At 61.2% G+C, this 18,265-nt stretch carries 22 protein-coding genes; 11 read left to right on the top strand and 11 right to left on the bottom strand.

The features are described from left to right. Nucleotides 1-60 precede the first annotated feature (60 nt). The gene (locus tag NCN05_RS09145; protein ID WP_250397839.1) at nucleotides 61-1,719 is read right to left on the bottom strand and encodes an alpha-D-glucose phosphate-specific phosphoglucomutase; all 1,659 of its coding nucleotides are present in this window, start codon (nucleotides 1,717-1,719) and stop codon (nucleotides 61-63) included. 110 nt (nucleotides 1,720-1,829) lie between these two features. On the opposite strand from NCN05_RS09145, the gene NCN05_RS09140 reads away from it, so the two are divergent. Together NCN05_RS09140 and NCN05_RS09135 are read left to right on the top strand one after the other, a co-directional pair. After that, nucleotides 1,830-2,180, top strand: coding sequence for a hypothetical protein (locus tag NCN05_RS09140; protein WP_250397838.1), 351 nt, complete (start codon nucleotides 1,830-1,832; stop codon nucleotides 2,178-2,180). 16 nt (nucleotides 2,181-2,196) lie between these two features. Beyond that, nucleotides 2,197-2,436 carry a hypothetical protein gene (locus NCN05_RS09135; RefSeq protein ID WP_250397837.1) on the top strand — a complete coding sequence of 80 codons (240 nt, stop codon included), beginning with the start codon at nucleotides 2,197-2,199 and terminating at the stop codon, nucleotides 2,434-2,436. A 13-nt stretch (nucleotides 2,437-2,449) separates the two neighbouring features. On the opposite strand, the gene NCN05_RS09130 is transcribed toward NCN05_RS09135, so the two are convergent. Continuing rightward, complete coding sequence (locus NCN05_RS09130; protein WP_250397836.1) at nucleotides 2,450-2,929, bottom strand: hypothetical protein; 480 nt, start codon at nucleotides 2,927-2,929, stop codon at nucleotides 2,450-2,452. A gap of 104 nt (nucleotides 2,930-3,033) precedes the next feature. Here NCN05_RS09130 and NCN05_RS09125 point away from each other — a divergent pair, with 104 nt between their 5' ends. Next, entirely contained in the window at nucleotides 3,034-3,744 is a 711-nt protein-coding gene (locus NCN05_RS09125) for a DUF8692 domain-containing protein (RefSeq protein WP_250397835.1), read from the top strand. A gap of 114 nt (nucleotides 3,745-3,858) precedes the next feature. On the opposite strand, the gene NCN05_RS09120 is transcribed toward NCN05_RS09125, so the two are convergent. From NCN05_RS09120 to NCN05_RS09090, 7 genes are all read right to left on the bottom strand, one after another. After that, nucleotides 3,859-5,235 carry a phospholipase D-like domain-containing protein gene (locus tag NCN05_RS09120; protein WP_250397834.1) on the bottom strand — a complete coding sequence of 459 codons (1,377 nt, stop codon included), beginning with the start codon at nucleotides 5,233-5,235 and terminating at the stop codon, nucleotides 3,859-3,861. 63 nt (nucleotides 5,236-5,298) lie between these two features. Continuing rightward, nucleotides 5,299-5,454 carry a DUF8677 family protein gene (locus tag NCN05_RS09115; protein WP_284500554.1) on the bottom strand — a complete coding sequence of 52 codons (156 nt, stop codon included), beginning with the start codon at nucleotides 5,452-5,454 and terminating at the stop codon, nucleotides 5,299-5,301. 41 nt (nucleotides 5,455-5,495) lie between these two features. After that, the gene (locus NCN05_RS09110; RefSeq protein ID WP_186541268.1) at nucleotides 5,496-6,569 is read right to left on the bottom strand and encodes a DUF4912 domain-containing protein; all 1,074 of its coding nucleotides are present in this window, start codon (nucleotides 6,567-6,569) and stop codon (nucleotides 5,496-5,498) included. A gap of 184 nt (nucleotides 6,570-6,753) precedes the next feature. Next, nucleotides 6,754-7,524, bottom strand: coding sequence for a phycobilisome rod-core linker polypeptide (locus tag NCN05_RS09105; protein ID WP_502988812.1), 771 nt, complete (start codon nucleotides 7,522-7,524; stop codon nucleotides 6,754-6,756). Between the two features lie 108 nt (nucleotides 7,525-7,632). Then, complete coding sequence (locus NCN05_RS09100) at nucleotides 7,633-8,226, bottom strand: phycobiliprotein lyase (protein ID WP_250397832.1); 594 nt, start codon at nucleotides 8,224-8,226, stop codon at nucleotides 7,633-7,635. An 80-nt stretch (nucleotides 8,227-8,306) separates the two neighbouring features. Beyond that, a complete protein-coding gene (locus NCN05_RS09095) occupies nucleotides 8,307-8,645 on the bottom strand; it encodes an NDH complex assembly factor CRR9 (RefSeq protein ID WP_250397831.1) in 339 nt (112 codons plus the stop codon). Continuing rightward, nucleotides 8,645-9,289: a helix-turn-helix transcriptional regulator gene (locus NCN05_RS09090; RefSeq protein WP_186541264.1), complete on the bottom strand. Its 645-nt coding sequence runs from the start codon at nucleotides 9,287-9,289 to the stop codon at nucleotides 8,645-8,647. The genes NCN05_RS09095 and NCN05_RS09090 overlap by 1 nt, the downstream gene beginning before the upstream one ends. A gap of 158 nt (nucleotides 9,290-9,447) precedes the next feature. Here NCN05_RS09090 and NCN05_RS09085 point away from each other — a divergent pair, with 158 nt between their 5' ends. The 5 genes from NCN05_RS09085 to NCN05_RS09065 are packed head-to-tail and all read left to right on the top strand — an operon-like array spanning nucleotide 9,448 to nucleotide 14,535. Then, complete coding sequence (locus NCN05_RS09085; RefSeq protein ID WP_038553034.1) at nucleotides 9,448-9,804, top strand: ferredoxin-thioredoxin reductase catalytic domain-containing protein; 357 nt, start codon at nucleotides 9,448-9,450, stop codon at nucleotides 9,802-9,804. Between the two features lie 5 nt (nucleotides 9,805-9,809). Continuing rightward, nucleotides 9,810-11,249, top strand: coding sequence for a Fe-S cluster assembly protein SufB (gene sufB / locus NCN05_RS09080; RefSeq protein ID WP_114988686.1), 1,440 nt, complete (start codon nucleotides 9,810-9,812; stop codon nucleotides 11,247-11,249). 42 nt (nucleotides 11,250-11,291) lie between these two features. Further along, the gene (gene sufC, locus NCN05_RS09075; protein ID WP_115080608.1) at nucleotides 11,292-12,080 is read left to right on the top strand and encodes a Fe-S cluster assembly ATPase SufC; all 789 of its coding nucleotides are present in this window, start codon (nucleotides 11,292-11,294) and stop codon (nucleotides 12,078-12,080) included. 2 nt (nucleotides 12,081-12,082) lie between these two features. Beyond that, nucleotides 12,083-13,261, top strand: a complete 1,179-nt coding sequence (gene sufD, locus NCN05_RS09070; RefSeq protein ID WP_250397830.1) for a Fe-S cluster assembly protein SufD — start codon at nucleotides 12,083-12,085, stop codon at nucleotides 13,259-13,261. Next, nucleotides 13,258-14,535: a SufS family cysteine desulfurase gene (locus NCN05_RS09065; protein WP_250397829.1), complete on the top strand. Its 1,278-nt coding sequence runs from the start codon at nucleotides 13,258-13,260 to the stop codon at nucleotides 14,533-14,535. The genes sufD and NCN05_RS09065 overlap by 4 nt, the downstream gene beginning before the upstream one ends. A 6-nt stretch (nucleotides 14,536-14,541) precedes the next feature. On the opposite strand, the gene NCN05_RS09060 is transcribed toward NCN05_RS09065, so the two are convergent. Both NCN05_RS09060 and NCN05_RS09055 read right to left on the bottom strand, forming a co-directional pair. After that, the gene (locus tag NCN05_RS09060; protein ID WP_006849765.1) at nucleotides 14,542-14,715 is read right to left on the bottom strand and encodes a hypothetical protein; all 174 of its coding nucleotides are present in this window, start codon (nucleotides 14,713-14,715) and stop codon (nucleotides 14,542-14,544) included. Between the two features lie 101 nt (nucleotides 14,716-14,816). After that, nucleotides 14,817-16,754: a S9 family peptidase gene (locus NCN05_RS09055; RefSeq protein WP_250397828.1), complete on the bottom strand. Its 1,938-nt coding sequence runs from the start codon at nucleotides 16,752-16,754 to the stop codon at nucleotides 14,817-14,819. Between the two features lie 49 nt (nucleotides 16,755-16,803). Between NCN05_RS09055 and def the strand changes: the two genes are divergently transcribed. The 3 genes from def to NCN05_RS09040 are packed head-to-tail and all read left to right on the top strand — an operon-like array spanning nucleotide 16,804 to nucleotide 18,260. After that, on the top strand, nucleotides 16,804-17,409 hold the full coding sequence (gene def, locus NCN05_RS09050) for a peptide deformylase (RefSeq protein WP_115009393.1): 606 nt from the start codon (nucleotides 16,804-16,806) through the stop codon (nucleotides 17,407-17,409). A gap of 3 nt (nucleotides 17,410-17,412) precedes the next feature. Further along, entirely contained in the window at nucleotides 17,413-17,610 is a 198-nt protein-coding gene (locus NCN05_RS09045; protein ID WP_006850702.1) for a hypothetical protein, read from the top strand. A 50-nt stretch (nucleotides 17,611-17,660) separates the two neighbouring features. Next, nucleotides 17,661-18,260, top strand: coding sequence for a DUF3747 domain-containing protein (locus NCN05_RS09040; RefSeq protein ID WP_250397827.1), 600 nt, complete (start codon nucleotides 17,661-17,663; stop codon nucleotides 18,258-18,260). Nucleotides 18,261-18,265: the final 5 nt, after the last annotated feature.

Here is an 18,265-nt window from a genome sequence, read left to right as displayed (position 1 = left end):
AGCCATCAAAAAAGCCACCCCGAGGGGTGGCTTTCGCATGTCAGACGTGATGGTCCGGGTTCAGGTGATCACGGTGGGTTGATCCATGCCCGTGCGTTGCTTGATCTCCGCCAGGTCGTTGATGGCACTGATCATGTCCGCTAGGGCGACCTGGGGATCCTGGTTGAGGTCACCGCTGCTGGGCACGTAGCTCTCCAGATAGACGCGAATCGTGGCGCCTTTGGTGCCTGTGCCGGAGAGGCGCACCACCACCCGGCTGCCATCGTCCAAAAGGATGCGCAGACCCTGGCCCGTTGTCACAGAACCATCAACCGGATCTGTATAGCTGAAGTTGTCGGCTGTGCTGATCTTGCGACCGGCAAAGGCTTGGCCCACCAGGCCAGGCAGCATGGATTCGAGGCGGTCGTAAAGGCCATGGGCGGCGTCGCTGGCGACGGCCTCGTAGTCGTGACGCGAGTAGTAGTGCCGTCCGAAGCGCTTCCAGTGTTCGGCCATGATTTCTGCGACGCTGCAGCGGCGCACGGCCAGGATCTGCAGCCAGAACAGCACGGCCCAGAGGCCATCTTTCTCGCGCACGTGGTTGCTGCCGGTGCCGAAGCTTTCCTCACCGCAGAGGGTGATCTTGCCGGCATCCAGCAGGTTGCCGAAGAATTTCCAGCCCGTGGGGGTTTCGAAGCTGTCAATCCCCAGCTCTTTGGCCACCACATCCACCGCAGCGCTGGTGGGCATCGAACGCGCCACCCCGGCCAGGCCATCGGCGTAGGCCGGAGCCACCGTGGCGTTCGCAGTGAGCACCGCGAGGCTGTCGCTGGGGTTCACAAAGCAGCGCTGGCCCAGGATCATGTTGCGATCGCCATCGCCGTCGCAGGCGGCGCCGAAGCGGTACTCATCTCCCTCGAGCAGCAGTTCAGCCAGGTCGTGGGCGTAGGTGAGGTTGGGGTCGGGATGACCGTCGCCGAAGTCTTCCAGGGGTGTGCCGTTGCGCACGCTTCCCGCCGGTGCACCCAGCAGCCCCTCGAACAAGCGAGTGGCGTAGGGCCCGGTGACGGCATGCATGGCGTCAAAGGCCAAGGGGAAGTCGCTGCGAAGCAGATCGCGGATCTGATCGAAGTTGAACAGCTCCTGCATCAAGGCAACGAAATCGTCGACGCCGTCGATCACCTCCACCTGCATCGCGCCGATGCTGTGCAGACCAGGGACATCCAGTGGGATTTCTGGAGCCTCAACAATCGTGTATTGCTCCAGGGTCTTGGTGCACTCGAACACCGCATCGGTGAAGGAGGCGGGGGTGGGGCCACCGTTGGCGCCGTTGACCTTGACGCCGAAGTCACCGTTCTCACCACCCGGGTTGTGGCTGGCGGAAAGGATGATGCCGCCGATGGCCTGGCGCTGCCGGATCAGATTGGAGGCGGCAGGCGTGGAGAGGATTCCGCCGGTGGTGACGATCACCTTGCTGAGGCCGTGGGCCGCGCCCATCCGCAGGATCACGTCGATGGCACGGCGGTTGCCGTAACGGCCGTCTCCACCCACCACCAAGGTGCCGCCCTGCACGCCCGGCAGCGTGCGAAGCGACGCCTCAATGAAACTCTCCAGGTAATGGGGCTCTTCGAACTGGCGACTGCTCTTGCGGAGGCCGGAGGTCCCTGGCTTCTGGTCGGTGAAAGGGGTGTCCAGGCGCACCTGACGTTGGGTCGGTTCCGCAGGGGCCGAGGTGGTCATCACGACGGAGGGGTCTGTATGCGGAACCTAAACATGGAAATCCATTTGCACGGCGTCGGTCGCGACCAGTTGACGCCGCTGCCCTTTGGCCCGCACCTATTGCGACGACCATGCATCGCTGTCTGCTGCTGTTGTTTGTCGGAATGGCCTACACGACCTCTTCAGTTGTTGCATCACAGAGCTGGAAACGGGCCCTTCCGCTGCCGGAGGCCTCTCAGGAGGCCGTGACTGCTGCCAATGCTGTAATCAATCAGTCAGGTCGGAAGAATGCCTGCGCGGCAAGTTTTTTCAATGACATCTTGAGATTGTCCAACAGTTGTGATGTCTCGGGCCACTCCTCCTCGGCGTGTGAGTTGGCCTCCGAAATTGCTTGTCAGGAAAGCGAACTCAGTATGGGCGAGATGCTCGCCACATCCGAGACCCTGCTCGATCTGCTTGGCGATTTGGAAGCATCCCACTGATCGCCTCGCTTCTTCGATGGACGTCACCCATCCCGGTTCCAAGCCCCTAGATGTTGACCAACTCAGTCTTCTCGAGACGTTTCGCGGTCTGGTGGATTGCAGGATCACCAACCACGGATTGACCGCTGCAGACGTGCAGCTGTTTGTGGACGAAATCAAGAAGCACCCCGATGTGAGCGTGGAACTCCTTGATGCGGTTCGCAGTGAGGTGGCCACTCTGATGCAGGGCCAGCGGTTCAGCTTCGACTTTGATTGATGCCGAGCCCGGCTCAGGCCTGACGCGATTTGGGCGTCTCCTTTTTCATTACCGGCTCGGCGCACACCCTTGTGATCCGCCGGGCCGTGTTGGTGATGGCGTCCTTACGGCGAAAGTTGTTGGTGCTGGCAACCCTGGCTTCATCCATTAGGGACCACAGCACGTCTTTACAGAGCCCCGGCAACCTGGAGTGATCCATCAAAGGATCGGCGAGCTGACGCACCCCCGCGCAGGCTTCTGTCGAGTTGTCGCGGGAGCAGGCGTAGGCGGCCTGTTCAATGCTGCGCAGTTGATCCTTGGTGGGCCAGGGCTCGACGGGCTCAGCAGCCGTTGTTGCAGCGGCTAAAGCCAGCGCCAAGCCAATGCAAATCAGAGGAAAAAATTTCATATTTGTCATTATGTCCTGTTTGCTGTTGATTTTCATCCTGTTGTGGGCGGTTGATGAATTCTTCATGGCTGATTGCGGCAAGGTTGTATGGAAGTTTGTCTTCATGGGTGAATTGTTCGGAGTGATGAGTGGCTTTTGTTGGATTCGTTTGCCTGACTTGCTTGCATCATGTTGCTCAGCTACTATTATTGCCAATAATGTACGCGTTGATGACTGCAAAAGTTTCGCTTGGATGCTTTAGCCCTAAAAAAATTTGTTCAGTCCTTGCTGTCATCTCTTTCAGTTTTTTCGCCTTGCACTGTGCAAGCGAGGCGCTGATAAATTTTGGAGGAGTTTCGGAAAAATTTTACCAAGATTTTTTCGACGCGATCAATCTTGATGAAGAGTTTAACTTAACTGCAATATACAGTGGTGTGCTGCTTTATGTATCTTCTTTCCTGTTGAAACAGATATCCCTGTCCTGTCGAGGTGGTGATGTTAGGGGTTGGATGCTGTTGAGCAAAGTATTCTTGTTTCTTGCATTTGATGAGGTTTTCCAGGTGCATGAGCTTTTTGTGATTTCTGATTTAAGGCAGTATGTGCATCCTTCTCTTGCGTCGATTTGGGTGGTTCCCTATGGTATTTTGTTTGTGCTATTTGCCTTAAAGTTCGTCCCGTTTTTTTTGAAGCTTCGAAGGCGGGTTGCTATGTCCGCTTTGATTGCAGGCGGTGTTTATGTTACGGGAGCAATAGCCTTTGAGGCCCTAAATAGCTGGCTTGTCAGGACGGGCCAAATATCCCGAAGCGGTTTTTATTATGAGTTGATTTCGGGGTTTGAGGAGTTATTTGAGATGCTCGGTGTGATCATTTTTCTGTACGCGCTTCTTTTGGAATTGCGATCGCGTTTTGTTCAATTGGAATATAATTTTACGGTGAAGTAGATGTCCGAGTAGTGGATATAATTTAGAGAAAGGTTTTTTATTCTTTATTTGTGTTAGTTCTTGTTTGGGGTGTCTTTGCTTGTTGCTTTTCTTCGGGTAAATTTCGACACCGTGTTATTTCCTCTCTGTTCCATCTCCGCATCGAATCTTTTGACGCTCAAGTTTGCGTTGGATGTGTGGTGTGATCCCCAGTTCAGCGCTCTCCCAAAGTCGATCCATCTCACGGGTGAAGTGTTTGGCGAGTTGCGGGGAGTGGATCACGAGCAATGTTTCGTCGTTGGTGTGTGCTGCTGAAGGCGACCAGTTGAAGGATCCCGTGATCACGGTCTTGTTATCGATCACAGCGAACTTGTGGTGCAGCTTGTCGCCACGGGCAAGGCGGGGGGTGCCGATGCCTTTGAGGGCTTGATCCAACGGTTGATTACCCGCTTCCACCTTGCAGGTGTGATCTGGAAGGCTCACCCCCAGCAGATCGAGCACCTCAGAGAAGGGGCGGCTCGCAAACCCAGGATCGGCGACCAGCCGGATCTCCACGCCTTGTTCGATCTTCTCCCGCAGCACATTGGTGAGTTGCTGCGCGGAAAACACAAACAGGGCCATATCAAGGCTCTTTTTTGCGACTTTCAGCTGCTCTGCCAACAAGTTGAGCCCGTGATTGCTGTCCCTCCTGGGATGGGGTGAAAACAGCACATCCATACGGATGTCGCCCACCTTCACGGTTTGCACGCTCCCTTTTGCCTTTTGCAGGCCAAAGCGACTGTCCTGCTTGCCGCCGGGGCCATCGCCCCACATCTGGGTGAATTCCTGACGGAACACCAGGGCCAGCTCAGGGCTGTTGACCCGCAGCAGGTGATTCACATTGCCGCGACTGGACGGCCGGCCCGCATCACCATGAAGCCCAGAACTGGTGAGATTGGCGCTGCCTGTAATCATTGTTGTTTGGTCGATCACCAGAAACTTGTGGTGCATCAGGCCGCTGCCGCTGCTGCCGTCTTCGGTGTCGTCAATCAGTGGAATGTTCGCTGCTTGCAGTAGCGCCACGGCATCGCCGTGGAAGGCTTCGTCCGCAGTGGTGGTGCCGTTGCGATCGCTGTCGGCCAAGCGGTTCAACTGATGCCAGCGCTGTCGCTCCCGTTTGTTCAACCGGCTGGGTCGTTGCTCACTCCAGGCCTGCCGGTAGTTGTTCTCGAGGATCACCTGAACAAGAACACCGCGGTGTTTTGCCGCGATCAGGGCCTGGGCAACCCTTGGCAGGCTCAGCTCTTGAACGGCCACCAGCACCTCCTCGGTGGCGCCATCAATGGCTTCAATCAGCCATGCCTCCATGTCGTCACCATTGCGCCACTCCCCTGTGAGGGGTGAGCGGTAGCGCGATCTGGCGTTGTGATTGAAGACCACATCGATCTGCTTGGGCATCGCCAGTTCTGCCGGAGCCATGCCCACGATCGATCCCGGCTGGCTGCAGCCACCGCAGACAAGAGCCGCTGCCATCCAACCCAGCGTGTTCTTCAACATCGAGACCAAGACCTTGCCTTGATCAGAGTTCCCCGATTTTCAGTGGGGCATCTCCGATGTCTTCAGCATCGCCACAAACCAAAGTCCACTCAGAACAAGAGCGACGCCCACACCGGCTCCGATGCCCACCCGGGCCATCACCAAAGGCACCACCAATGGAAAGACCATCGCCCCCGCGAGGGGGGTGATGGCCACGAACCAGCGCAGGGATGCTGGTGCTTTGGAATCGGAAGGGTTCAGAACCACTCGGCGCGGGCTTCGCTGGCAGGGTTGCTGTTGTCTTCAGGGGTCTCACGCTTGAAGTTGAGCGTGATGTTGCGCTTCTGTTCTCCATCGGAAGCCGTGGCTTCGATCGCGTACATCTGCTCGCCATCACGGAAGGGCACTTGAATCCGGAAGGTCCCGTCGGTGGAGAGAGGCACTTCTTCGCCGCCGATGGTCAGGCGAGCGGAGGGATCGGTGGCGCCGTAGACGATCAGTTCGGCGTCAGCCACAAGCCAGAAGGAGCGTTGGCGGGGAGCAACGCCACCAAGGCCGGACTCGTTGCGGCCGCTGGCCCAGAGGCCAGCCCCCGAGTCATTCAAGCCACTGCTGTCGCCGGAAACGTCAAAGCCTTCCTGGAATTCTTCCGAGCCAACCCGACGGCGGCGGAACTGAACCGTGGCGCTTTGGTAGAGCCGCTCGTGCAGGCCACTGTTGCTCGACTCGATCGGCGCGACGGGAGCTGGAGCTGATTCAGCCGGTGCTGCCTCAAGGCTGAAGGGGACGAACTGATCAAGGATCTGCTCGCTTGGGTGAAGAGCGGGCACGCGTGCCACGGAAGAGAAGGCCAGAGACATCCAGCTGGCGCCGATGCGATAGCCCAACTCAACCCGGTAATCCCTGTCACAGAGGGGTACGGGCAGATACCACTCGGTGCTGTGACTGTCGACGGGGACTTCCTGGAGGGTGTGGGGATGGGCATTGCCGTCTTGCATGCCGGTTACGTCAGCCAGGCGCAGGCAAAGTCGGCTGGCGCCGTCCTTCTGGGCCACCTTGCGATCGGCGTCGGAAATTTCCCAGAACACGTAGGCCCATTGGGGGTCGCGAGGCAGGAACACCACGCGGGTGTCGCTGCTGCCCATGGCCGGTGCGTTGAGTTCTGCCTCGATGGCCTTCAGATCTCCACCACGCTTTTGCTGACGCTGGGCAACCTCGTCGACCAGGGTCTCCTTGCTTTTGCGGCTGTAGAGCGGCACCCCTAGGTCGCTGGCGATCTGACGCAGTTGACGAAGGGTGAGACGTGCCAGGGATGACAGGGTTTGGGACACGTCCAAAAACTCCAGGTTTCGTTTGGGATCATTGTGATCTGAAAAATCCCTTTTCGAAGCGTTTAGTGGGCAAGGGTCAGTGGATGCTGACCACTAGGTGAACGTCGATCCCGGGGATCACAGTCAGAGACACAAAAAAAGCGGAGCCGAAGCCCCGCTTTCTTGAACATGGTCGAGGCCGGGATCAGCGGCCGATGGTGCGATAAGGCACCTTGGTCAGGTAGTCCATATCGGCGCTGGTGCTTGGGCCGACTCGGCGGGGATTGCCGATTTCGCTCACCCAGGCCATGTAGTCCTGCGGAGACCCACCCTTTTTGATCTTCGCGCGTTCCGGCAGCCGCTTGGCAGGCCCGCCAGTAAAAACGAGTTGGGGGAAGCCAAGAATGTTCCGGTAGTACTCGTCGTAGCGGGGGGTGGTGATGTTGAAGGGAGTGTCACCGAGCTCGCGGCCGGGAAGAACGCGGTTCCGCTGGTAAGGAACCGTGTCGTAACCGAAGGCGTCGAGGTACTCGGTGCTGTCAAGCAGAACATCCACAAGGCCTTCCAGGCCTTTGGTTGCAATCACGATCGACCAGGAGAGCTCTTCGCCCTTGCCGTTCACTTTTCGGCCGAGGATCCTTTCGCAGAGGTGACGGACAACTTTGTAGTTGCTGTTGAAGCCGTAGAAGGTGCGCTTGAAGGTGTCCGAAAGCAGGAGGCCGCGAATGAAATCGCGAACGGTGATCTGGCCATCCTTCAGCTGGGACTCAAGGTTGACGTCCCGATCTGTTTTGAAGGCGTGGAAGAAGATCTGCCGGTAGGCGGCTTCAACAACGGTGTCGAGGTTGTCCCGGTCGTCTGCAATTTCCAGGGAGTAAGCCCGGGATCCCTCGTCGGAGCCGACACGGAGGTTCGGAACACCCGCTCTCAAGGAGTTCTGGGTGATCGGTGCGTACTCCAGAAGAGGAATGGCCACGCGAGCTACAGCATCCACTGTTGGCGATCGTAGAAGTGCTGGGTCTTGCCCCCTTCAGCTGCTGTGGCAGCGATTACATGCCGTAATACTTTCTCCAAGTACTTCTGCTTACCAGCCGAAGGGGGCGAGGGCGGCCCCGTTTGAAGCCATGGCTGGGCTGGGCTGATCAACATCGTCCAGCTGCCGGGTCTCGATGCAGAAGGAGGCGTTGTTGGAGAGCCCCTGCACCGTGCTGGTGCGCAGCCGCACGTTCTCGCTGGCGAACCAGAAGCGCTCCAGGGAGCTCATCATTTCGTAGTCGGTCGTGAGGATCAGGCCGTTTTCGTCATCCATGCGGAACTGACCCGCCACCGGCGCTTTCTCGGCGTAACCGCGATCCCGCAGCAGCAGTCCCCGTCGTCCCGTTTCGTCCTCGGGGATCAGTCCGAACATGGTCTGGTCTTCGTGGGATTCACCGGCCCGATCCCAGGCCATCGATCCGCTCCAGCGCACCCAGCAGCCCCCCACGATCTGCTCAACGCTGGCGTTGTTGCGTTCGGCGATCTCCGCAAGGCGTTCGTCGCCCTTGAGCAGTTCCTCCACAACGATGAAGGATGCGCCGGCTTCGGCGCGGCGATGCAGCAGGTGGTGCTGGCTGCGCTGTGAGGTCCAGCGGCCACAGCTCAGACGAAAGAAGCTGAGGGCGTCCGAGATCTCAAGCATCGCCGGCGTTGAGGAAGTGAAGTGATGATGGCAGCCCGACCAGGTCAGTCACGACAGCCAGGCCACCCCCGACGGCCATGTCAGCCACGGCAGCGGGCTTCGGCGGCGCTGATCAGATCGTCGAGGGTCAGCTCCAATGGAGGCTTGCCCAGCTCAAGCGCCAGTTGATCCAGCTGATCGGCGGCAGCATTGAGCTGCAGCAGCAAGGTGTCGAGGAATGCCGGATCGTCAGCGACCACGGGTTGCTGCTGGCACCAGCGGCGCCGTTGATTTTCGTCGGGGATTGCTCCAGTGCTCCCTGGAGCGGCCATGGATTGAAAGCTGTCCAGGCAGTGGCTCAGCACCCGCAGGTGATGCCGATCGAGTTGGGGCAGCAGGGTGGAGTCGATGCGTTCAATCGCGGCTCGGTCGATGGCCATCAGCCCTGCGCCAAGGGAGTGATGCGGAAGCCGCAGGCGTGGCCGCCCTCGAGCCGCCAATGCACCCGTTCCACCCGGCAGTCCGGCACAGTGCGCCGAATCAACAGCAATTCCTGGTCGCAGACCGCAGGAAATTCTTCAGCAATGCGCTGCACGGAACAGTGGGCCTCCTCGAGCCGCCAGCTCACGCCGTCATCGTCCCGGCTGCAGACGGTCACGTAGCCCTCGTCGCGCCGCAGCCGTGCCAGGTGTTCGAGGCGAGCCTCCAGGGAGGCTTCGCCAAGGCTTTGCCGGTACTGGCTTGCCTTCGACTCCGCCTGCTGATTGAGCAGCTGGCGCACAGTTGCTTCGGGGAGATGGCTGCGCATCGAATCCAGCAGACCAAGGGCGAAGCGGCCGCTGCCGTCGGGGAACTGGGCCCGTCCTTCGTCGGTGAGGCACCAGCGGTTGCTGGGTCGACCTGGGCCGCTGGCATTGCTGCTGGCGCAGACCAAGCCGCTGTCGGCGAGGGAGCGCAGGTGCCGCCGCATGGCCTGAACGGAAATGCCCACGGCATCGGCAAGGGTGCCAGCGTCCTCCTCCCCGCGCTCCAGCAGCAGGGAGAGCACGGCGTCGCGGGTGCTGGCGGGGGCCGAGGCGCTCATGAGGAGGCGAAACCTCCCCACACGATGCCATCGAATTGCCACGTCATGTCGGCCGTGTGGAGGGTCACAATGGGGAGCCCGCTGACCGGAGGCCTGTTGGCCTAGGCTTCCAGTAAGGAAACCGCGGGGTTTCGTAATTCGCCGCTCCCTCCACCTCCATGTCCGACGCCCCTCAAGAGCCGACAGCAGAAAGCTTGGAGGTCATCCGCAAGTTCGCTGAAACCTACGCCCAGCGCACCGGTACCTACTTCTGCGCTGATCCCAGTGTCACCGCTGTTGTTCTGAAGGGTCTGGCACGTCACAAGGACGATCTGGGCGGAGCGCTTTGCCCTTGCCGCCATTACGAAGACAAAGAGGCCGAGGTCTCCCAGGCCTTCTGGAACTGCCCCTGCGTTCCGATGCGCGAGCGCAAGGAATGCCACTGCATGCTCTTCCTCACCGAGGACAACCCCTTCGCTTGCCCTGAGAAGACGCAGACCATCACCACCGAAACGATTAACGCCACCGCCGGCTGAGCTGAATGACCAGTACCTCCACACGGGATCTCGTCAGCCAGCCGTACAAGTACGGCTTCGTCACCGAGATCGAGACCGACAAGATCGCCAAGGGTCTCAGTGAAGAGGTCGTTCGCCTGATCTCGGCCAAGAAAGAGGAGCCGGATTTCCTGCTGCAGTTCCGGCTCAAGGCGTTTCGCCACTGGCTCACCCTTGAAGAGCCCGACTGGGCTGCCTTGGGTTATCCCGAGATCGATTACCAGGACATCGTTTATTACGCGGCTCCAAAGCAGCAGGAGAAGAAGGCCAGCCTCGATGAGGTAGATCCGAAGCTGCTGGAAACCTTCGACAAGCTCGGCATCCCGCTGAGCGAGCAGAAGCGCCTCAGCAACGTGGCGGTGGACGCTGTTTTCGACAGCGTTTCGATTGCCACCACCTACAAGGAAAAGCTGGCCGAACACGGGGTGGTGTTCTGCTCCTTCAGTGAGGCGGTCAAGGAGCATCCCGAGCTGATCGAGCGCTACCTCGGCACGGTTGTCTCCAGCAACGACAACTATTTCGCCGCTCTGAACTCAGCTGTGTTCAGCGACGGATCCTTCGTCTTCATTCCGAAGGGCGTTGAGTGCCCGATGGAGCTCTCCACCTACTTCCGGATCAATTCCGGCGACACCGGACAGTTCGAGCGCACCTTGATCGTGGCTGAAGAGGGTGCCTCGGTGAGTTATCTCGAAGGCTGCACGGCACCGATGTTCGACACCAACCAGCTGCATGCGGCGGTGGTGGAACTGGTGGCCCTCGACGACGCCTCAATCAAATATTCCACGGTTCAGAACTGGTATGCCGGTGATGAAAACGGCGTCGGCGGGATCTACAACTTCGTGACCAAGCGGGGTCAGTGCCGCGGTGATCGCAGCCGCATCAGCTGGACCCAGGTGGAGACCGGTTCTGCCATCACCTGGAAGTACCCCAGTTGCGTGCTCCAGGGTGCTGACTCGGTGGGTGAGTTCTATTCCGTGGCCCTCACTAACAACTGCCAGCAGGCCGACACCGGCACCAAGATGGTCCATGTCGGACCGCGCACCCGCTCCACGATTGTGAGCAAGGGCATCAGTGCAGGCCGCTCCAGCAACAGCTACCGCGGTCTTGTGCAGATGGGGCCCAATGCCAAGGGCGCACGCAACTACAGCCAGTGCGATTCGATGCTGATCGGCGATCAAGCCGCCGCGAACACCTATCCCTACATCCGTTCTCAGCAGCCGCAGGCAGCCATCGAGCACGAGGCCAGCACCTGTCGCATCTCCGAAGACCAGCTCTTCTACCTGCAGAGCCGTGGCATCGGGTTTGAAGAGGCCGTCTCGATGATGGTCAGCGGCTTCTGCCGCGACGTCTTCAATCAGCTGCCGATGGAGTTTGCCGCTGAGGCCGACAAATTGCTGGCCCTCAAGCTTGAGGGGTCCGTGGGCTGATCCCCTCCCCCACCTTGTCTCTGTTTTTTAACGACGCTTTCCGTGATTCGCCCTGACGCTGAGCTGCTGCTCGACATCCAAGACCTGCATGCCTCCGTCGAGGACAAGCCCATCCTCAAGGGGGTGAATCTGCAGGTGCGGGCTGGTGAAGTCCATGCCGTGATGGGTCGCAACGGCAGTGGCAAGAGCACTCTTTCCAAGGTGTTGGCCGGGCATCCGGCCTACCGGGTCACGGGCGGCAGCGTTCGTTATCGCGGCCAGGATCTGTTTGAGCTGGAGCCTGAAGAGCGGGCCCGTCTGGGTGTGTTCCTCGGATTTCAGTACCCCGTTGAAATCCCTGGTGTCAGCAACCTGGAATTCCTGCGGGTGTCCACCAATGCCCGGCGGGAAAAACAGGGGGAAGAGGAGCTCGACACCTTTGCCTTCGAGGATCACGTGCACGACAAGCTCAAGGTGGTGCAGATGGACCCTGCCTTCCTTGAGCGCAGCGTGAATGAAGGCTTCTCCGGGGGCGAGAAAAAGCGCAACGAGATTCTCCAGATGGCGCTGCTAGAGCCCGTGGTAGCGATTTTGGATGAAACCGATTCCGGCCTGGATATCGATGCCCTGCGCATCGTGGCCGGTGGTGTGAACCAGCTGGCGACGGAAGACAACGCCACGCTGCTGATCACCCACTACCAACGTCTTCTCGACGAGATCACCCCGGACTATGTGCATGTGATGGCGGCAGGCCGGATCCTGCGCACCGGTGGACGGGAGCTGGCCCTTGAGCTGGAGCAGACCGGATACGACTGGGTGGATCAGGAGCTGGCAGCTCAAGGAGCCGCTTGACCATGGCGAGCAGTGTGCTGGCGCCAGTGCAGGAGCGCGGTCGAGCCGCGCTTGAACAGCTTGGTCTGCCCAACCGTCGCCAGGAGCCCTGGCGCCTCACCGACCTCAAGCGGCTTGCGGCTGTCTCGGAATTGCCGGCCAGTGCCTCGCCACTGTCCACGTCTCTGCCGGCCAGTCTGGACGGAGTGACCCGTCTGGTGCTCAATGGTTTTGATGATCCCCTGGCCGGCCAGGTGCTTCCGGAAGGAATCACGGCGCTGAATGCCGAAGAGCTGGAGCAGGCCCTCGGCCACACCCTCGATCGCTGCGGTTGTGCCCAGGTCTGGCCCGTGGAGTTCAACCATGCCAAAGCCCAGCAGATCCTGGCCCTCAGGGTGCGGGGACGGGTTGGTCCGTTGGAGCTGGTGCTGGCGGCCGGTGCCGGGTTGAACGCCACGCGGGTGCTGCTGCTGTTGGAGGAAAAAGCTCAGCTTGAGTTGATGCAGGTGCTGCTGGCTGAGGGGGCGTCGGCCCACAGCCATGTGCTGGAAGTGCATCTGGGGCAGGAGGCCCAACTGCGCCATGGCGTGCTGGCGACGGCGGATGGCGCGTCATCGCTGATGGCCCATTTGGCTGTGGAGCAGGAGCCCCGCAGCTCCTATGCCCTCACTTCGGTGGTTCAGGGCTGGAATCTGGGACGGGTGGAGCCCCGGGTGGTGCAGGTGGATGGCCAGGCAGAGACCGTGCTTAAAGGTCTGGCCGTCACCGGCGCCGAGCAGCAGCTGGCCACCCACACCGCGGTGCGCTTCGACGGGCCGGAGGGGGAGCTGGATCAGTTGCAGAAATGCCTGGCCGGCGGCCAGTCCCACGCAATTTTTAACGGCGCCATCAGTGTTCCCCGCGATGCTCAGCGCACCAACGCCGCCCAATTGAGCCGCAACCTGCTGCTGTCTGACCGGGCCCGGGTGGACACCAAGCCCGAGCTGGAGATCGTGGCGGACGATGTGCGCTGCGCCCACGGCGCCACCGTGTCGCAGCTTCAGGACGATGAGCTGTTCTATCTCCAGAGCCGGGGCATCGCTGCGGCGGATGCAACGGCGCTGCTGCTGCGCGGGGCCTGCCAGGAGGTGATCGCCCAGCTACCTGCTGCCGCGCAGGCGTGGCGCCCCCTGGAGCGCGTGATGGAGAGCCTCGCCCCATGACGATCGTCGAAGCACGTTCCAGTTCTGATTTCGTTGATTTATCGTCTCGATATCGTGCTGATTTCCCGATTCTCGAGCAGCTGGCTCCGGATGGCCGCCCGCTGATCTATCTCGATCACGCTGCCACCAGCCAGAAGCCCCGTCAGGTGCTCGAAGCGCTGCAGCAGTACTACAGCTGCGACAACGCCAACGTGCACCGCGGTGCGCACCAGCTCAGTGCCCGTGCCACCGATGCCTTTGAGGCGGCCCGCAGCACGACGGCGGCCTTCGTGGGTGCGGCCAGTTCCCGCGAGATTGTCTTCACCCGCAATGCCAGCGAAGCCATCAATCTGGTGGCGCGCACCTGGGGTGACGCCAGCCTCAAGGAGGGGGACGAAATTCTCCTCACGGTGATGGAGCACCACAGCAACCTGGTGCCCTGGCAGCTGTTGGCGCAGCGCACCGGCTGCGTGCTTCGCCATGTGGGCATCACCGAATCCGGTGAGCTGGATCTGGAGGATTTCCGGGCCCAGCTCAACGAGCGCACCCGACTGGTGAGCCTGGTGCACATCAGCAATTCCCTCGGTTGCTGCAATCCCCTGGATCAGGTGATCCCCGCAGCCCATGCCGTTGGCGCCTGCGTGCTCGTGGATGCCTGCCAGAGCCTGGCCCACAAGCCGATTGATGTGGCGGCCATAGACGCCGACTTTCTTGTCGGCTCCTCCCACAAGCTCTGTGGCCCAACCGGCATGGGTTTCCTCTGGGCGCGGGAGTCGCTGCTGGAGGCGATGCCTCCCTTTTTGGGCGGTGGGGAGATGATTCAGGACGTTTTCCTGGACCACAGCACCTGGGCGGTGTTGCCCCATAAGTTCGAAGCGGGCACCCCTGCCATTGGCGAGGCGGTGGGCATGGGTGCCGCGATTCGCTATCTCAAGGCAGTGGGTCTGGAGGCGATTCAGGCCTGGGAAGCTCAGCTCACCCGGCATCTGTTCGCCCGGTTGCAGGCCATTGATGGTGTGAGGGTCCTGGGGCCGACGCCGGATCAGCAGCCCGAGCGTGGAGCCCTCGCCACATTCCTGGTGGATGGCGTGCATGCCAACGACATTGCCGCTCTGATCGATGCGTCCGGGATCTGCATCCGCAGTGGTCACCACTGCTGTCAGCCCCTGCACCGCATGTATGACGTGACGGCTTCAGCACGGGCCAGCCTGAGCTTCACCAGCACGTTTGAAGAGATCGACCGCTTCAGCGAAGAGCTCGCTTCCACGGTCGCCTTCCTGCGCGAGCACAGCTGAGCTGGCTCAGGCCGCCAGCTGATCGTTGCTTGCTGCGGCCTCGCGTTGACGCAGGGGAACAACCTTGTTGGTTTCGATGGCGTACTTCACCCAGCGGTAGGAGCGTGCGCCGGGACGGGGAGCCGCGTTGATCGGTTCAGGGCTGGCATAGCTGTTGCCGCGATAACGCAGGATCCGCATCGGTGCTGTCGAAACAGCCGTCAGCTTTTCAGGCTTACCGCTTCCTGATGGGTTCCGGGGAGCACAGGTTGATGGTTCCTGTTGGTTGCTCGCTAAACCAATCACATCTGCTGAACGGGGTTGTTTGCTTTGTAACCGTCTGTTAGCCCCAATTCCCTCCTGAAAAAGGCCTCGGTTTGCTCGAGCACCTCGATCTGGGTGGCTTGGCTGCGGAAGCCGTGACCTTCCTCTTCGAACAGCCGCACCTCCACCGGGATGCCGTTGCTGCGCAGCGCCTCCGCCATGCGTTCGGTTTGTTCCGGCGGCACCACTTTGTCTTGCAAACCCTGGAAGAACAGCACCGGACAGCGGATTTGATCGGCATGCAGCAGCGGCGACCGCTGCTCATACAAAGCACGCGCTGCGGGCCATTCCCCCACCAGACCATCCACGTAGCGCGCCTCAAACCGGTGCGTGTCTTCGGCCATGGCTGTGAGATCACACACCGCATAGCGGCAGGCGCCGGCCCTGAACACTTCGGTGAAGCACAGCGCCGCCAGGGTGGTGAAGCCGCCGGCGCTGCCGCCTTCGATGGCGATCTGGCCGTGATCGGCACGACCGGCCTCGATCAGGGCCTGCGCTGCGGCGGCGCAGTCGGCCACATCCACAAGGCCCCAGCCCCCGTTGAGGCGCTCTCGGTAGTCCCGGCCGAACCCCGTTGAGCCGCCGTAATTCACATCCACCACGCCCCAACCCCGAGAGGTCCAGTACTGAATCGCCAGGCTGAGGCCGCGGCGAGCCATGGCCGTTGGTCCGCTGTGGCTTTTCACCAGCAGTGGCGCAGGCCCTGGTGGTTTGCCGCTGGGGGGGTAGTACCAGGCATGGGTGCGCTCGCCCTGGTGACCGTTGAACCACAGCGGTTCGGCCACGCTGATCTCCTCAACCGACAGCGGTGACGTGATGGCGGGGCTGTGGCTCCAGATCGGGGTGGCCGGTCGTAAATCGATTTCCAGCAGCCCGGCCACGCTGGTGCTGTTGCTGGCCACGGCCACGGCGCGGCCGTTGCAGGCGCTCAATCCCGCAAGGTCATCAAACGGTTGCGTCAACGGCTCCACCGTTCCATCCAGGCTGAGCCGCTGCAACGACCAGGCCCCGCGGCTGCAGACGGCGGCGATCAGTTGCTCGCCATCCCAGGCCGTGGTGCTCATCCCATAGATCCACTGGGGCATGGCCGTTTCGGCAGCCATCGGCCAGGGCCTCTCCCAGGCGGCGTCGGCACTGGGCTGAAGCATCAGGTTCCACCAACCGGAGCTGTCTTCCGCCACAAGCAACTGCCCGTCGGGCAGCCATTGGGGTTGAAACACCGAGATGCCATCGCCTCCGGCCAGCTGACGGGTCTCGGCCAGCCCGCCTGTGTCGCTGAACTCCGCGCACCAGAGACGGCTGCTGTCCCAGGGCATGGCAGGTTGCTGCCACTCCACCCAGGCGAAACGCTGGCCATCGGGGCTCAGGCAGCCATAGCCGGCAAAGTCCGTCGGCTGGTGCAGCAGCAGCGGCGTCTGATCCGTTGCGTTCAGTGCCAGGTTCACCAGCTCGTCCCGGCCCTCGATTTCACGGATGCCGATCCAGCGCTGCCTGGGCAGATCGAGAACGCCATCCGCCAGCTCCCAGTCCCCTTCCCGGCTGAGCCGTTGGGGTGCAGCCAGGGGGGTGGGTTGCTGGGGGTCGGTCTGCGGCAGGCGCCAGTCCTGACGCCAGAGGCAGCCCCGCTCGATCCAGGCCAGGATCAGCCTGTCCTGCTCCACAGCGGTGGTGAGTACGCCGCCGCCGTAGTCATGCACCCGACTGCGCAGGTTGCTGGGGGCCGGCGTCAGCTCCTGTGGTTCTGCCTCGGAATCACCAAAACGCCGGATCAAGGCAGTGGTGCGGCCACGCTCCTGGGGGCGCTGTTCCAGCCAGATCAGCCACAGCGTTGCATCGGGGCCACTGACCAGGGCCGGTTCCTTGAGACCCGGCAAACGGCCGACGGCATGTTGCGCGGATAACGGAGCGGCTCCCATAACGGCTGATTCAGGCCGCTTACCATGCTGGATCAACGCGGCGTTGGTCTTGGCAGGAAGCTTTGCAGAGTTGGCCCGTCAGGCCGATAAGTCGCGGGACACGATGCTGGTGCCCAAGACGGCCCTGGAAACCCCGCCGCTGGAGATTCACACCCTGGGCGATGAGGTGTTGCGGCAGCCTGCGCGCCGCATCGGCAAGGTGAATGAGCAGGTGCGGGAGCTGGCTCGTGACATGCTGCGCAGCATGTACACCGCCAAGGGCATTGGCCTGGCGGCTCCTCAGGTGGGGATTCACCAGCAGCTCCTGGTGATTGATCTGGATTTGGAGAATGCAGCTACGCCGCCCCTGGTGCTGATCAATCCGGAGATCACGGCGGCCAGCGCCGGGCTCGACACCTACGAAGAGGGCTGTCTCAGCATCCCTGGGGTGTATCTCGATGTGGTGCGCCCCACCGCGATTGAACTGAGCTTCCGCGATGAGATGGGTCGGCCCCGGAAGATGAAGGCCGATGGCCTGATGGCCCGTTGCATTCAGCACGAGATGGATCATCTCAATGGCGTGTTGTTCGTCGATCGCGTCACTGATGAAGACGGTCTGCAGAAGGAGCTCAAGGAGAAGGGCTTCGAGCGCCAAGATGTGCGGAGCGTCGCCTGAGTTATGCCGATGAAACCCCTGGCCGGCGTCTTCCTGGCCCTCGCCTGTGTTCTGGGTATCGCCAGCACCGGTTGTGTGTTTGAACTGGCCTACGGCGATCCCGACCTCGGGGTCAAAACCACCAGCTGGATCCTGGCCCTGGCGGCCCCTGGAACCGTGGGTACCCTTCTGTTCGCCATTCGCCTGAACAAACCGGCCTGATCGGGGGCGACCGATTCAGGCATCACTTTTACGATCCGCTCAGTTCCTCCATGGACGTGATGGCACGCTTTCGAACCGTGGCCGCTGCCGGCCTCGCTCTCGCAGCGACCTCTGCACCGGTGGCCCTGGCCCAGGGTTCGCTGTTCACGGCGGTGCCCGTGGAGTTGAGCAACTTCGTCTTGGTGTCGGCCCCGATCGGCCAGGGCGAGCGTTCGCAGTTGAACATCTACGAGCAGCGCACCACAAAACGCCCCTGCTTCGCTGTGGCCGCGGGATCACCGGCCATGGTCGATCCCTTGTTGTCCACGTTTGATTTCAGCGGGGTCTGCAACCGCTACATCGACGGCAACGGCTATTCCCTGCGGATCGGTGGTGACGACCTCGGCACCCGCTACCGGCTCAGCGTGGTGAACACCGGTCGGGATATTGAATTGCTGGCCACGCCCACCAAGAATCCCTCCCAACCGACCATGCTCGTGGCTCGGGCCGGTGGTGCCGCCAGCGGATTCGTTCAGCTCAAGCTTGAGCCGGACTGGACCTTGAAGCGACGGGCCTATGGCAAGAAGAGCCTCGGCCATCTCTATGTCTATCGGGACACTGCGCCAGTGGCCGGATCCAGCCCAGCCAGCGAGCCGGTTGAGACTGAATAGAGTGA

Source organism: Synechococcus sp. MU1651 (assembly GCF_023630635.1).
Taxonomy (GTDB): Bacteria; Cyanobacteriota; Cyanobacteriia; order PCC-6307; family Cyanobiaceae; genus Parasynechococcus.
This window is presented reverse-complemented; position numbering and strand designations above follow the sequence as displayed.